Origin of the sequence: Sphingomonas sp. (genome assembly GCF_019749955.1) — a bacterium.
Lineage (GTDB): Bacteria > Pseudomonadota > Alphaproteobacteria > Sphingomonadales > Sphingomonadaceae > Sphingomonas.
This window is the reverse complement of sequence record NZ_JAIEPC010000009.1, coordinates 97,293-111,323: the sequence shown is the minus strand read 5'-3', so window position 1 is coordinate 111,323 and position 14,031 is coordinate 97,293. Positions and strand designations below refer to the sequence as shown.

16 protein-coding genes are annotated in these 14,031 nt (G+C 65.2%); 5 read left to right on the top strand and 11 right to left on the bottom strand.

The window, feature by feature from the left end:
• Positions 1-15: 15 nt before the first annotated feature.
• Positions 16-537 carry an SMI1/KNR4 family protein gene (locus tag K2W81_RS02655; protein ID WP_294101020.1) on the bottom strand — a complete coding sequence of 174 codons (522 nt, stop codon included), beginning with the start codon at positions 535-537 and terminating at the stop codon, positions 16-18.
• A 61-nt stretch (positions 538-598) separates the two neighbouring features.
• Positions 599-1,021 (bottom strand): VOC family protein, encoded by a 423-nt coding sequence (locus K2W81_RS02650; RefSeq protein ID WP_294101019.1) that lies wholly within the window; start codon positions 1,019-1,021, stop codon positions 599-601.
• A gap of 104 nt (positions 1,022-1,125) precedes the next feature.
• Here K2W81_RS02650 and soxR point away from each other — a divergent pair, with 104 nt between their 5' ends.
• Positions 1,126-1,617, top strand: a complete 492-nt coding sequence (gene soxR / locus K2W81_RS02645; protein WP_294101018.1) for a redox-sensitive transcriptional activator SoxR — start codon at positions 1,126-1,128, stop codon at positions 1,615-1,617.
• Here soxR and K2W81_RS02640 read toward each other — a convergent pair.
• From K2W81_RS02640 to K2W81_RS02630, 3 genes are read right to left on the bottom strand one after another with little or no spacing between them, the layout of a single operon-like run.
• Positions 1,614-2,792 carry an acetyl-CoA C-acyltransferase gene (locus K2W81_RS02640; RefSeq protein ID WP_294101017.1) on the bottom strand — a complete coding sequence of 393 codons (1,179 nt, stop codon included), beginning with the start codon at positions 2,790-2,792 and terminating at the stop codon, positions 1,614-1,616. The genes soxR and K2W81_RS02640 overlap by 4 nt on opposite strands.
• A gap of 13 nt (positions 2,793-2,805) precedes the next feature.
• Positions 2,806-3,354: a carboxymuconolactone decarboxylase family protein gene (locus K2W81_RS02635; protein WP_294101016.1), complete on the bottom strand. Its 549-nt coding sequence runs from the start codon at positions 3,352-3,354 to the stop codon at positions 2,806-2,808.
• Positions 3,355-3,409: 55 nt separating this feature from the next.
• On the bottom strand, positions 3,410-3,844 hold the full coding sequence (locus tag K2W81_RS02630) for a MaoC family dehydratase (RefSeq protein ID WP_294101168.1): 435 nt from the start codon (positions 3,842-3,844) through the stop codon (positions 3,410-3,412).
• A 120-nt stretch (positions 3,845-3,964) separates the two neighbouring features.
• Here K2W81_RS02630 and K2W81_RS02625 point away from each other — a divergent pair, with 120 nt between their 5' ends.
• Positions 3,965-6,937, top strand: a complete 2,973-nt coding sequence (locus tag K2W81_RS02625) for an L-glutamate gamma-semialdehyde dehydrogenase (protein ID WP_294101015.1) — start codon at positions 3,965-3,967, stop codon at positions 6,935-6,937.
• Here K2W81_RS02625 and K2W81_RS02620 read toward each other — a convergent pair.
• The 4 genes from K2W81_RS02620 to K2W81_RS02605 are packed head-to-tail and all read right to left on the bottom strand — an operon-like array spanning position 6,934 to position 10,808.
• Complete coding sequence (locus K2W81_RS02620; protein ID WP_294101014.1) at positions 6,934-8,100, bottom strand: mechanosensitive ion channel family protein; 1,167 nt, start codon at positions 8,098-8,100, stop codon at positions 6,934-6,936. The two genes, K2W81_RS02625 and K2W81_RS02620, sit on opposite strands and share 4 nt — an antisense overlap.
• Before the next feature lie 50 nt (positions 8,101-8,150).
• On the bottom strand, positions 8,151-9,278 hold the full coding sequence (locus tag K2W81_RS02615; protein ID WP_366932197.1) for an acyltransferase: 1,128 nt from the start codon (positions 9,276-9,278) through the stop codon (positions 8,151-8,153).
• Positions 9,224-10,585 (bottom strand): putative O-glycosylation ligase, exosortase A system-associated, encoded by a 1,362-nt coding sequence (locus K2W81_RS02610; RefSeq protein ID WP_294101013.1) that lies wholly within the window; start codon positions 10,583-10,585, stop codon positions 9,224-9,226. Before K2W81_RS02610 ends, K2W81_RS02615 begins: the two co-directional genes overlap by 55 nt.
• Positions 10,578-10,808: a hypothetical protein gene (locus tag K2W81_RS02605; RefSeq protein WP_294101012.1), complete on the bottom strand. Its 231-nt coding sequence runs from the start codon at positions 10,806-10,808 to the stop codon at positions 10,578-10,580. Before K2W81_RS02605 ends, K2W81_RS02610 begins: the two co-directional genes overlap by 8 nt.
• Here K2W81_RS02605 and K2W81_RS02600 point away from each other — a divergent pair.
• Positions 10,807-12,048 carry a TIGR04063 family PEP-CTERM/XrtA system glycosyltransferase gene (locus tag K2W81_RS02600; protein ID WP_294101010.1) on the top strand — a complete coding sequence of 414 codons (1,242 nt, stop codon included), beginning with the start codon at positions 10,807-10,809 and terminating at the stop codon, positions 12,046-12,048. The two genes, K2W81_RS02605 and K2W81_RS02600, sit on opposite strands and share 2 nt — an antisense overlap.
• Positions 12,018-12,845 (top strand): hypothetical protein, encoded by an 828-nt coding sequence (locus K2W81_RS02595; RefSeq protein WP_294101008.1) that lies wholly within the window; start codon positions 12,018-12,020, stop codon positions 12,843-12,845. The genes K2W81_RS02600 and K2W81_RS02595 overlap by 31 nt, the downstream gene beginning before the upstream one ends.
• On the opposite strand, the gene K2W81_RS02590 is transcribed toward K2W81_RS02595, so the two are convergent.
• Both K2W81_RS02590 and K2W81_RS02585 read right to left on the bottom strand, forming a co-directional pair.
• Positions 12,842-13,150, bottom strand: coding sequence for a hypothetical protein (locus K2W81_RS02590; RefSeq protein WP_294101006.1), 309 nt, complete (start codon positions 13,148-13,150; stop codon positions 12,842-12,844). The genes K2W81_RS02595 and K2W81_RS02590 overlap by 4 nt on opposite strands.
• Positions 13,150-13,278, bottom strand: coding sequence for a hypothetical protein (locus tag K2W81_RS02585; protein WP_294101005.1), 129 nt, complete (start codon positions 13,276-13,278; stop codon positions 13,150-13,152). Before K2W81_RS02585 ends, K2W81_RS02590 begins: the two co-directional genes overlap by 1 nt.
• Positions 13,279-13,409: 131 nt before the next feature.
• Between K2W81_RS02585 and K2W81_RS02580 the strand changes: the two genes are divergently transcribed.
• On the top strand, positions 13,410-14,027 hold the full coding sequence (locus K2W81_RS02580) for a LexA family transcriptional regulator (RefSeq protein WP_294101004.1): 618 nt from the start codon (positions 13,410-13,412) through the stop codon (positions 14,025-14,027).
• Positions 14,028-14,031 lie beyond the last annotated feature (4 nt).

Genomic DNA, 14,031 nt, shown 5'->3' with positions numbered 1-14,031 from the left:
TGTCGCCGTGTTTTGCTACATGACCGACGAGGGGTCACGCACATAGCGGTCGAGAAAATCATCGAAGTTTTCTGCGACACGCGGGTTGGTCGTGCCGGTCAGCACGATAACTTTCCCACGATTGATGCCCTCCGAACAATCGATCGCCCAAGCAAAACACCAGATAAGATAGTCCGCAAAGACGATCACTTTATCGTCGTCCTGTAGGCCAGTGCCACCTTCCCAACCGGCGCATTCGTCGCGAGCTGATTTGAGGTCAGCGAGCGGCCACCAGTTCGTCCCTTCGGAATCCCACTCATTGCCCTTCGGCATGGTCGCGATGAGATAGGCGCGGAAATCGCCAGGGACACGAATCCCGTACCGCGCTTCAAGGGCATCCACGTCCGCGCCGGTGGCACCGGACGTGGCGTCGTCACCCCACCAATGGACCAGCCGCTGGAGCGGAGACAGCGCCGGATTGGCGAGCGCTTCCGTTCTGCGCGCCGCGCATGCCGCGATTTCCGCCGCTTGCTCCGGCGACAATTGAGTCGCGTTCACTCGGTCGTGACGCATATTGGTTGCGACGCGTGACAACCAACGAAGCGCCCTGCGGATCACTTTACATTACCTCAAGCGAGACAGCCGCATCCTGCTCGCTAGCTGGCGCGCTGTAGCTGACGATTTCATACTCGATGCCGTCGGGATCGAAAAAATAGAAGCGCTTACCCGGTTCATAATCGCCATGACCGAATGGTACCAATCCGTGCGCGAGAACACGGGCCTCGACAGCGCCCAACTCATCGACCTCCACGCCAACATGATTGAACGGCGCCCCCTTTTCGAAGCGGCCACCGCGATGCGTTCCTGGCGTGCCATGATAGGCGATATAGCTTCGCTCGTTGCCGACATGGATGGATAGGCCACCGTCTGCCGCCGCGCCGCGCCACCGCTCGGTCCAACCAAATAACGCGCTCGCCATTGCTGCGGCCCTGTCCGGGTCGCTGACGCTCAAGTTGATATGTTCGATGATTGCAGAGCCCATCGTGACGTCCCTCCATGCACCGATCGATCATCGATTCGGCTTGACGTAGTAGCTTGTGCGACCTCAACCTAAGTTGAGGTCAAGCAATTATTGGAGGAGGTCCGATGAAAGCAGGTGATGTCATCGCGATCGGCGACCTGGCGGCGCGCGCCGGTGTGTCTGTGTCAGCTATCCGCTTTTACGAGGCGCGCGGGCTGCTCAACCCGTTTCGCAACAGCGGCGGGCAGCGGCGGTTCTTGCGTTCGGACATAAGGCGGTTGAGCTTCATCCTGATCGCGCAGCAACTCGGGTTGTCGATCGAGGCAATTCGCACCGAACTCGCCAAATTGCCCGATGGCCGGACCCCGACGGCAAAGGACTGGACGCGGATGAGCCTTGGGATTCGCGCGATGATCGACGACCGGATCGCGACGCTGACGCGGACCCGCGATTTGCTGGAAGGGTGTATCGGCTGCGGCTGTCTCTCGCTGGAGCGCTGCAAGCTCTATAATCCCGGCGACCGCGCCGGAAAACGGGGCGCGGGGCCGCGCTATGTGCTGGGGGATGCGGTGGAGGCGGCGGACCGGGACATGCCCGGCCCGCCGACCCTGGCTTAAAGGACCTCGAACAACCCGGCAGCACCTTGCCCGCCGCCGACGCACATCGTGATCACGACATACTTCGCGCCGCGCCGCTTGCCTTCGATCAGCGCGTGGCCGGTCATGCGCGCGCCCGACATGCCATAAGGATGGCCGACCGAAATCGCGCCGCCGTTGACGTTGAGCAGCTCGTTCGGAATGCCGAGCTGATCGCGGCAATACAGCACCTGCACGGCGAAGGCTTCGTTCAGCTCCCAAAGGCCGATGTCGTCCATCTTCAGGTTGAAGCGTTCGAGCAGCTTGGGGATGGCATAGACCGGGCCGATGCCCATTTCGTCGGGCTTGGTGCCCGCCGACGCCATGCCGATGTAGCGGCCGAGCGGGGTAAGGCCGCGCTGTTCGGCGAGCTTTTCCTCCATCAGCACGCTGGCCGATGCGCCGTCCGACAGCTGGCTGGCATTGCCCGCTGTGATCGTCTTGTCGGGGCCAAGCACGGGCTTCAGGCCATTGAGCCCGATCAGCGTGGTGTCAGCGCGGTTGCCCTCGTCCTTGGTCACCGTCACTTCGTGATGCGTGACTTCCTTGGTTTCCTTGTTGGTCATTGCCATCGTCGCGGTGACCGGCACGATTTCGTCGTCGAACTTGCCCGCGGCCTGCGCGGCGGCGGTGCGCATTTGCGATTGATAGCCATATTCGTCCATCGCCTCACGGCTGATGTTGTAGCGCGCGGCGACGACTTCGGCGGTTTCGAGCATCGACATATAGACATCGGGGTACATGGCGACGAGCTCGGGGTCGCCTGCCACGCGCATCTGCGGCGTCTGCACCATCGAGATCGATTCGCAGCCGCCGCCGATCGCAACGTCCATATTGTCGACGATGATTTGCTTGGCGGCGGTGGCAATCGCCATCAACCCGCTCGCGCACTGGCGGTCGATCGACTGGCCGCCGACGCTGATCGGCAGCCCGGCGCGGAGCAGCGCGTTGCGGCCGATATTGCCGCCCTGCACGCCCTGCTGAAGGGCTGCACCCCACACGACGTCCTGCACTTCGGCGCCGTCGATCCCGGCGCGCTCGACAGCGGCCTTGATCGCATGGGCCGAGAGCGTCGGCGAGGGGAGGTTGTTGAACCCGCCGCGATAGGCGCGGCCAATCGGGGTGCGGGCAGTCGAGACGATGACGGCAGAGCGCATGGCTTATTCTCCTTCAGGCGGCGGGGAAACGGGCCGCAGTGGCTTCGAGGGGCAGGTCGAGCGCGCCGCAGATCAGCGACACACCGTGGTAAAATCCGACGAGCTGGATGATTTCGATCACTTGCGGCTCGTCGTAAGCAGCCCGCAGCGCGCTCCATTCGGCGTCGCTGAGCTTCTTGCGATCGATCAGCGCATCGACGGTCGCGATCAGCACCGCCTCGGCGGGGTCGGTCCACGCCGGATCACTCGCATCGCCGAGCACGGTTGCGCGGATCTGGTCGTCGGTCAGGGCGATGTGCGGCGCGAAGCCCGCGACATGGATGCCCCATTCATATTCATTGGCGCATTTGGCGCAGGTGCGGTCGATGACGATTTCGCGCACCCGCATCGACAGCGGCGATCCCTTGTCGAGCAGCGACCCGCCGCTGAACTTGGTCCAGGCGCGCTCGTTGGTGGCCAGCGTGGTGAACAGCACCAGCGGCTCGGCCCCGCGCATCAGCACTTTCATCCGCGCGTCGAATTCTTCCGGATAGGGTTTGGCGAGCGGGGCGATGCGGGTCATGCTGGAAAGCTTCCTTCTAAAGCCCCTGCCCTGAAGGGGAGGGGTTTTGCGGCCCTCAAACGAAAATCTGGCTGATCCATTCGGCGATCATCGCGGGCTTGTCCTCGCCCTCGATCTCAACCGTGAATTCGTTGGTCTGCTGCCACTGGCCGGGGCGCTTCTCGACGAGCTCCATCAGCTTGAACCGCCCGCGCACACGCTTGCCCGAGCGGACGGGCTGGAGGAAGCGGACTTTGTTGCCGCCGTAATTGACGCCCATCTTGACGCCTTCGATCTTGGGCGCGTCGGTGATTTTCGACGACAAGAGCGGCATCAGCGACAAGGTCAGAAACCCGTGCGCGATCGTGCCGCCGAACGGCGTCATCGCCGCCATCGCCGGGTTGACGTGGATGAACTGGTGGTCGCCGGTCGCGTCGGCGAACTTGTCGATCATTTCCTGGCTGACGTCGACCCAGTCGGAAACCTGCTCGGTGCCGACGCGCGTCGCCATTTCCTGTATCGTGATCGTGGTCACGGCATTCCCCTCCGGCCTGTTTGCTTGCATAGCGCGGCGCTGAGATAGGCCCGCAAGGCTGGTTCCCGCAAGCCTTGCAAGACCGGATGATGGAAGATGTTGGCTGACGTAGCGTCCACCCCGCGCGAAACCATGGCGAAGCTCCACCGCGCGAGCGAACCCGAAGTTCTAAAGGACCTGCTGGCGCGTGCCGCGACGACGCCCGACTCGCGCAACCGGATATTGGGGCACGCATCGGGGCTGCTGGCGGACCTGCGCGCGGCGCAAGGGAAGGGGTGGGTCAATCGCTTCCTGCAGGAATATCGGCTGAACTCGTCGGAGGGCGTGGCGCTGCTGTCGCTCGCCGAGGCGTTTCTGCGCGTGCCCGATCCCGAAACCGCCGATCTGCTGATCGCCGACAAATTGGGCGATGCGAACTGGCGCGCGCATACCGGTCAATCCTCGTCCGCGCTGGTCAACACCGCGACCTGGGGTCTGGTGATCGGTCGCGCGCTGGTGGGCGAAGGCGAGAAGCAATCGGCGCTGCGCCGCCTCATCGCGCGCGCGGGCGAGCCGTTCGTGCGCCAGGCCGTGGGCGCCGCGATGAAGATGATGGGCGAAATCTTCGTGATGGGCCGCAGCATTGATGAGGCGATGCGGCGGATGGCCAAACCCGAGCATGCGGGGTTCACCGCGAGCTTCGACATGCTCGGCGAGGCGGCACGCACCACGGCCGATGCCGAACGCTATTTCCAAAGCTATGTGCAGGCAATCGACGCGGTTGGCGGCAATGCGGCGGCGGGGCATTCGATCTCGGTCAAGCTGTCGGCGCTCCACCCCCGCTACGAAGTCGCGCGCTGGGACGATTGCGTGCCCGCGCTCACCGAAATGCTTGAGGCGCTGGCAGTGCAGGCAGCGGGGAAGGGGATCGCGCTGACGGTCGATGCCGAGGAGTCCGAGCGGCTCGAGATGAGCCTCGACATCATTGGCGCGGTGGCTGCGCTCCCGGCGCTGAAGGGTTGGGACGGTTTCGGCATGGCGGTGCAGGCTTACGGGAAGCGCGCGCGACCGGTGATCGCCTGGGCCAACGACCTTGGCCGCGTAATGAATGTGCGGCTGGTCAAGGGCGCCTATTGGGATTCGGAGATCAAGCGCACGCAGGTCGAGGGGCTGAGCGACTATCCGCTATTCACGCGCAAAGCCGCGACCGATGTGTCGTACCTCGCCTGCGCGCGCGACATGCTCGACGCCGAGCATATCCGCCCGGCGTTCGCGAGCCACAATGCGCTGACGGTGGCGACGATCATCGACTGGGCAGGCAACGCCCGTGATTTCGAATTCCAGCGGCTGCACGGGATGGGCGACGGCCTCTACGAGCGGCTGGTGCGCGAGCATGGTTACCATTGCCGCATCTATGCCCCCGTCGGCGGGCACCGTGATCTGCTGGCGTATCTCGTGCGGCGGCTGCTGGAAAATGGCGCCAATTCGAGCTTCGTTCACCAGCTTGCCGACGAGCGACTGAGCGAGGACGAAATCCTCGCCGATCCGGTCGAGAAGATCGCCGCTGTGGGCGGCACGCGGCATCCGAGCATTCCGCTGCCGGTCGATCTGTTCGGCGCGGACCGCAAGAATTCTGCCGGTATCGATCTACAAGACCGCCAGACCTTGCTCGATTTCGAGGCAAAGGTCGGCGCATACGGCGGTGTCTTAAGCTCGCCCCCACTGGTCGATGTCGCCAGCGCAGTGACCCGCGCCGCCGCTGCTTTTCCGGCTTGGTCCGCCACGCCAGTCGAAAAACGTGCCGCCTGCCTGGAATATGTCGCGAGCGTATTAGAAGAGACGCCGGAGGTTTTCATTCCGATCCTGCACGACGAAGGCAAAAAGACACTTGCCGACGCGGTGGGCGAAATTCGTGAAGCCGTCGATTTCTGTCGCTACTATGCGCAGCAGGCGCGGAATGGTCTCGCGCCGATCGAGCTTCCCGGGCCGACCGGCGAGCGGAATGTCCTGCGCTTCGAAGGGCGCGGCGTCTGGGCAACGATTGCGCCGTGGAATTTCCCGCTTGCGATTTTTCTGGGGCAGACCGTCGCCGCGCTGGTGGCGGGTAACACGGTGGTCGCTAAGCCTGCCCCGCAAACACCCTGTATAGCCGCAGAGGCGGTAGCGTTGTTGCATTCGGCTGGCGTGCCCGCAGACGCGCTGATCCTCGTCCCCGGCGGCCCCGAAGTCGGCGCGGCGCTCACCGCCGACCCGCGCGTGATGGGCGTGGCCTTCACCGGCTCGACCGCGACCGCGCGCAAGATCGCCCGCGCGCTGCTCGACGACGATAACCGCCCGATCGTGTCCCTGATCGCCGAGACCGGCGGCATCAACGCGATGATCGTCGATTCGACTGCGCTCCCCGAACAAGTCGTGCAGGACGTCGTCACCAGCGCCTTCCGCTCGGCCGGGCAGCGCTGCTCGGCGCTGCGGCTGCTGCTGTTGCAGGAGGAAATCGCCGACAGCGTCATCGAAATGCTGTCGGGCGCGATGGACCTGCTGATCCTCGGCGATCCCGCCGATCCGCGCACCGATGTCGGCCCGGTGATCGACCGCGCCGCCTATAACAAGCTGATGGCCTATCGCGCCGAGCAGGAAGCGCGCATCGTCAAGACGCTCGACGCGCCGACGACCGGGCTGTTCGTCCCGCCGACGCTGATCCGGCTCAAGTCGCCCGATGAGCTCACGCAGGAATGGTTCGGCCCGATCCTCCACGTCGCGACCTGGCCCGCAGGCAAGCTCGCCGAGACGATCGAGCGGGTGAACGCCAAGGGCTATGGCCTGACGATGGGTCTCCACAGCCGCATCGCCCGCGCAGGCGAGCTGGCGGAGGAACGCGCCAAGGTCGGCAATCTCTACATCAACCGCTCAATGATCGGCGCGGTCGTCGGCAGCCAGCCGTTCGGCGGCGAAGGGCTGTCAGGCACGGGGCCAAAAGCGGGCGGCCCGCATTACCTCTCCCGCTTCTGCGTCGAGCGGCTCACCTCGACCGACACCACCAGCGCGGGCGGCAATGCAACGCTGCTCAGCCTTGACGAAGGTGGAATCTAGCCCCGCTCCGGCGCGCTCGGCAGCGCATAGGGCATCACCATCGTCCCATCGGGTGCTGCCGTGAACGTGGTCTGCGTCGGATAGGCGAAGCAAATCCCCTCAGCGGCGAAGCGCTTCAGGATCGCGATCCCCACGTCATGCCGCGCCCGATACCAGGGGTCGAAGGCGGGGCTCGGCGTGTCATATTCGAGCTCGACGTCGAGACTGCTCGCGCCGAACGCGGCAAAGCCTGCCTGCACGAACACCTGCCCGCATGCCTCGACTTCCTCGCGCAAAATCGCGGGCAGGCGCGCGATGACATCGGGCGGTGTCTGCGAGACCAGGCCGAGCACGAACTTCTGCCGCCGATGCTCGCGCCGCGTGATGTTGCGGATTTCCTTTTCGAGCAGCTGCTTGTTGGCGATGATATGCTCTTCGCCTGTCGTTGGCCGCACGCGCGTCGATTTCAGCCCGATTTCCTCGACGGTGCCAGTGGTCTGATCGAAGCTGATCACGTCGCCGACGCGAAAAGGGCGGTCGAGGATGATCGCGATGGCCGCGAACAGATCGGCAAAAATGCCTTGCGCCGCCAGACCAATCGCGATGCCACCGACGCCCAGCCCGGCGATCAGCCCGGTGACGTTGACGCCGATATTGTCGAGCACGACCACCAGCGCGATCGCGAACACCGCGAAGGTCACGATGATGCGGATGATGTTGATCGCGCTCGACAGCGCTTCGCCATTGCTGCGCTCGGGACCGCTGTGATGTTCGACCGCGCCGATGATCAGCTCGCGCGCCCAGAGTGCCCCCTGGAAGACGGCAGCGACCGTGAACAGCGTCTTGATCACGGCCGCGACGCCACCCGGCGGCCCGGCGATCCCGCTCGCCAGTTCGATCCCGGTCATCACGATGAAGACATTGCCGGTGCGCGACAGCGTCCGCCCGGCCACCCGCCACCAGCCGACATCGCCCGGGCGGTCGCGGTTGCACATGCGCACGCCAAATCCACGGATGGCGCGCAGCACGATGACGGCCATCACCGCGACGCTCGCCGCGACGCCGATCAGCACCCAGTGATGCTCGATCCAGAACAGGCTGTCGGCATAGAGCTGCGCCAGGTCGAGATCGACCTCACGCATGTTGGTTGCGCGCGTCGGCGCGGGGGCGGAAGAAGTGGCCATGATGCTCCTCATCCGCATCGCTTACGGCGCCGACAGCCGGTCGGGAAGGGCTAGGCGGCGCTGTTTGGGGAAGGCGCGCGGACCTTCCAGCTGTTGAGCAAGCGCTGCGCAGGGCGTTCGACCCCGTGGAACAGCCAGACCGAACTCGCCAGCACCATCGCCAGATACAGCGCAATCAGCGCAAGCGGCACATCGCTCGCATCGCGCACGAATGCCAGCTTGAACGCGAAGAACAGCAGATAATGCGCCAGATAGGTCGAATAGCTGATCTGGCCGAGATAATGGAGCGCGCGCCCCTCAAGCGGATTGCCGCGCGCGCCCGACGTCAGCGCCAGCGCGAGCAGGGCAGCGGCGAACAGCAAGGGCACGGTCAGCGTCTCAGGCATGCCGAGCGCCCAACCGCTCGCGGCGCCAACCGTGACCAGCAGCGCCGCCACCACAGCGTCACGGCGGTCCTGCCACCGCTGCCACAGCGCCGCCACCGCAGTGCCTGCACCGAATTCGGCGAGGCACCGAACCACCCCGAAGCGCGTGATGCCGCTGCCAAGCATTGTCGCGCCACCCGCGTTCATGATCAGGTGCAGCAGCGTGATCATCCCCGCGACCGCGCCGACCACCGCCCAGGCCGGCAACCGCCGCCAATCGACCGCGAACACGGCCCAGGGAAAGACCAGATAGGCCGCCAGCTCACAACTGATCGACCACGCCGGATCATTCCAGCTCAGCGCCTGCGTGAACGCCCAATTCTGGAGCAGCAGCACATGCAGCGGCAGCTCGTCGAACGGGAAGCGCGCCGGATCGTGCCGCCCGGTCGCCGCCAGCAGCAGCGCGAGCGCGACGCCCGCGCCCAATATCACCAGATGCAGCGGCCAGATCCGCGCGATCCGCCGCCACAGGAAGCGCGGCACGCCCGCTGGCCCCTCCGCCCGCAACCGCTCGGCATAGGTCAGCCAGATCACGAAGCCCGACAGCAGGAAGAAGAAATCGACCGCCAGATAGCCCTTGGCGAGCAGCGCTTCGACGGCGCGCGGCAGTCCCGCGATGCTGCCCCGGATGTGGAACAGCACGACAAACCACGCCGCCAGCCCGCGCACGCTGGTCAGCGCGCGAAGTTCGGGCGCGGTCATGCCGCCGCGACCGGCGGTGCGGTCGGACGTTTGCGTCGGAACGGCTGCCACAATGTCTCCGCCCGTTTGCGTGCGAGATAGATATCGAGCCCGATTTGCGCGCCGATCAGCATGTAAATGAACGGCTGGAACGCGATGGCGACGAAGGCCGCGCCGAGCAGATAGACGATATGCGCGGTTTGCAGCGCGCTCGCCAATTGCACGGCCCAGGCGAGCTGTTCTTCCTTGCGATGGCGTTGCCGGATCACTTCCATCCGGAAGATGCCCGCAACATTGATCAGCAGCCACAGCCCGAGCCCGAAATAGCCCTGTTCGCCGAGCATTTCGAAATAGGCGCTGTGGTACGCGCGCGCCTTGTCGACTTCGAGCTTGCGCTGAAAGGCGATGTTATTGCCCTCGCCGGTGGCTTTCACTGTTTCGAAGCGCAGCTTGTTGCCGAGATAGGCCTCGAACCCCCCACCGAACGGGTGCGTCTTCACATAGTCGACCGTCCACACCCACACCGCGACTCGCGTTGAGGCCGATGTGTCGCCCTGATAGCCCTTGATCGTCTGCATCCGCTCGATGAACGACGGCGGCAAAAACGGGTAGACCACCGCCGGCGACGCCGCGATCAGTGCAAGATAGATCAGCCGGCGCTTGGCATCGCGCAGCATCAGCGCAGCCAGCAGCACGATGCACAGCAAGCCCGTTCGCGTCGATGTCCCGACCGGGATCAGCAGACAGGCGAACACCAGCGCGTAACAGAATAATGTCACTTTCCAGTTGGGCGGAAAGATCGTGCCGTGCCGCGTGAACCAGAGTATCAAGGGCACAATCGCGACGGCGATCGTCGAGATTGTGCTGCCTTCGTACAGTCCCGAATTGCTCGAGACCATCAAGTTGAGTGAGCCATAACCGCCACCGGAAAAAATTGTCTTGATGCCACCGACGATGATGATCGACGCCGCCGACAGGATCATGAACAGTAGCAAGGCTTCGATGCGCAGCTTCGTGCGCAACGTCAGCGGCAGGAAAATCGCGAACGCCAGCGCTTTCCAAACCCAGTCCCACTTGCCGACCGCGTCGATCGGGAAATCGGCGTTGCGGGTCGTGATCGCGCAATAGACGAGCAGCGCGAGCAACAGGAACTGACGCGGGGCAACGCGCGTGTCGCGCTTGTCGTCGGCGATCAACCAACCACCGACCGCGAATATGACCGCAATCAGCGAGATCGGCACCGAATTGAGCAGCAAATAGGTCAGTCGCTGCGGCGAGACGAGATCGATATAGACATAGACAAGCACGAACAGGAACGGCCGACGAAAGCCGAGGCCGAACAGTGCAAACAGGAAGCCGACAAAAGCGAAATCACGCACGCGTGTCGTCCTTGCGCGCCGGGTCTTCGCGATCGAGATCGCGGCGGCGCAGCAGGATGATGGCCGCGATCATCATCAGCAAATGGCTGAGTCCGAGCGCGAAATTGTCGATCATGGCCCTGCCTGTCGCCTGCGGACGGCCACCGTCGCCCGCCCTTTTTCCGGCATAGGCCCGGCCGGGTTGACGCGGCGTTAAACACTTGCGTGGCAAGGCGCTGGTCATGCGGATCCTGCATATTCTCGACCATGGTCTGCCGCTGCATAGCGGCTACACCTTTCGCACCCGTGCGATCCTGAAAGCGCAGATCGCGCGCGGCTGGCAGGTGGCGGCGGTCACCGGTCCGCGCCACGGCGACGCGCCCGCGTCGGCAGAAACGGTCGACGGTATCGATTTCCACCGGACCCGGCCTACGGTCCTGGCACGCGCACCGATTGGCGAGTGGCGCGAAATCAGTGCTTTTGCCGATCGCATTGGCGACGTGATCGCCGATTTTCGCCCCGACATCCTCCACGCGCATTCGCCCGTGCTCGATGCGCTGGCGGCGCTGCGCGCGCGCAAGCGGTTCGGCTTGCCTTTGGTCTATGAGATCCGCGCCTTTTGGGAGGATGCAGCGGTCGGCAATGAAACCGGCACCGAAGGATCGCTGCGCTACCGCGCGACGCGGCTGCTTGAGACCTGGGCCGTGCGCCGCGCCGATGCGGTTGCAGTGATCTGCGAAGGGCTCCGCGGCGACTTGGTCGCGCGCGGCATCGATCCGGCGAAGATCATGGTGTCGCCCAATGGCGTGGACCTGACGCTGTTCGGCGAACCCGCCGCATATGACACCGCGCTCGCAACCCAACTGGGGGTAACCGGTGACGAAGTGATGGGCTTTATCGGCAGCTTCTATGCCTATGAAGGGCTCGATGACCTGATTGCAGCGATGCCCGCGCTCGTCGCTGCACGGCCGCGCGCAAAGCTGGTGCTGGTCGGCGGCGGACCCTGCGAGGAGGCCTTGCGCGCGCAGGCGGCGGCGTCGCCGGTGGCTGCGCATATCCATTTCGTCGGGCGTGTGCCGCACCAGCAGGTCGAGCGCTATTACAGCATCATCGATGTGCTGGCGTATCCGCGCAAGAAAATGCGGCTCACCGACCTCGTCACGCCGCTCAAGCCGCTCGAAGCGATGGCGCAGGGCCGGTTGGTGGCGGCGTCCGACGTCGGCGGCCACCGCGAGCTGATCGAAGACGGCGTGACCGGCACCCTGTTCGCGCCCGATGATCCGGCTGCAATGGCAGCAGCGCTCGCCGCCTTGCTTGCTGATCGTGGCGGCTGGGACGCGCGCCGTGCACGCGGTCGTGCTTTCGTCGCTGCCGAGCGGAATTGGGCCGTCAATATCGGGCGTTATGAGCCTGTTTACCAAAAGCTAACCGAAAAAGCCGATACGCTGAAGCCATGGTCTCGTCCTTCCGCCGCTCGCGCCTGACGCTGCCCGTCGCGCCCACCGCCGCCGTCCTTACCGGTCTCGCCACCGCCGCGGGATTTGCGTTCATTCCGGGCGACATGCTCGAACGGCTGGTGAACGCAAGCGGGCTACCCGCCGTCGTCGCTGCGGCCGAACCGCCGCTGGGCGGCAACGCGAGGGCAGTGCTGATCATGCTCGGGGGCGGCTTTGTCGGCCTGCTCGTCTGGCTCGGCCTGTGGCCGCTGTTGGGCAGCCGGAGCATCACGTTGCGCTGGCCCGCCAAGCGGGAAGACGATGAGGCGGGCTTGCCGCCCGTGCCGGTCTTGCGCCGGGGTGATGCCCATCCCGACGCGCCGCCGCGCGCGCCGCTGTTCGCCCACCGCGAGCTTGGCACCCCCTTTCTCGATATCCACGCCCGGCTGGTGGCTGGCCCGCTCGACACCGCTGGTGATGCGGTTGCGGCGTCCGACGAAGAGCGCGAAGTCCCTGATGATCTCGACATGCCGCTCGCGGCGTTCGACCCGGCAGCCTTTGCGGCTGCCACGGGCGAGCCCGTGCCGCTGCCGCGCTTTGCCCCCGGCGAACGCATCGAAACTTTTGAGCTGACGCCGATCCGGCGCGATCCCGTGCCGATCTTCGCGCAACCGCTGTCGCGCGATGCCGATACACCGCGCCCCGCCGCGCGCGATACTGAAGCGACGATCACCGCGCTGCTCGAACGGCTCGAACGCGGCGTGTCGACGCGTTCGGATCGCTTGCCGCGCGCCAGTGCCGATGCGGCGCGGGGCGCGCTGCGGCGGATCGCCACCGGCGGCTAATCCGCTTCAACGGTCAGCACTTCCAGATCGACTTCGACGCGCTCAGGCGCGCGGCGTACGGCTGCCACGGTCAGGTCGGCGACGAGATGCCCCGGCATCGGCACATCCAAGTCGCCCAGCCGCGCAATCCAGTTCTCCAACGCGAGGGACGGCGATCCGGCGAACGACAAGTGGTGGCGTGCGCCGGAGAAGGTTGCGCTGGCCCAGCGCCGCCAGTCGTTAGCCGTTAGGTCGATTGAACATCCTGCATGCGCTGCTGTACCCGCCAGACTGCGTGTAAGCGCCGCCCCGACATCGCGCGCCATTACCCTTGCTCCGCGATAAAGGCTTCAATTCGGGCAATCGTCGGGGGGCGCAGCGCGCGTCCGCGCCGCAGATCGGGCACCAGGCTCGCATCATTGACGGCGAGCCGCCCGAATCGCGCCGCGCTCATCCCGCTTGCCCGCAAAAACCGATCCACTTTCACCAACATCGCCATGTCTCACTCCCGACTCGCATCGATGTTCACTTTGTGTTCCCAAATTTCCGACTTGTCTAGGAAAAATCCTACGGCTAAGAAAGATCATGCAGAGCGATGATCCGCGCGCGGCCCTGAACACGCTGGCAGCCGAACGCGGCGCGAGCCTGGCGGCGCTGTCGCGGCTGATCGGGCGCAACGCGGCCTATCTTCAACAGTTCGTGCAGCGCGGGTCGCCGCGCCGCCTTGCCGAAGCCGACCGACGGCTGATCGCGGCCTATCTGGGGGTCGATGAAGCGTTGCTCGGCGGTGCTGATCGCCCGCCGCCGCTCGTGCGCGTGCCGCGAATCGATGCGGCGGCGTCGGCGGGGCCGGGCGCGCTGGTCGATGAGGATCGGGCGGCGGGCGGTGAAGCGATCGACCCCGCGCTGCTGCGGCGGCTCGGCGTGCGCGCGGAAAATCTGTCGATCGTGACGGCGCGCGGTGAGTCGATGCTGCCGACGATTGCCGATGGCGATGAATTGCTGGTCGACCGTGCCGATTGTGCGTTGGGCGCCGGTGGGCTGTTCGTCGCGCGGATCGACGGCGCGCTCGTCGTCAAGCGACTCGCCAAGGGGCCACAGGGCGTCGTGGTCAGCAGTGACAACCCGGCCTATCCGCCGCTTAGCGTCGCCGCACTGGAGGTCGTTGGCCGGGTGGTCAGGCTGACGCGACGCCTGAAGTAACCGC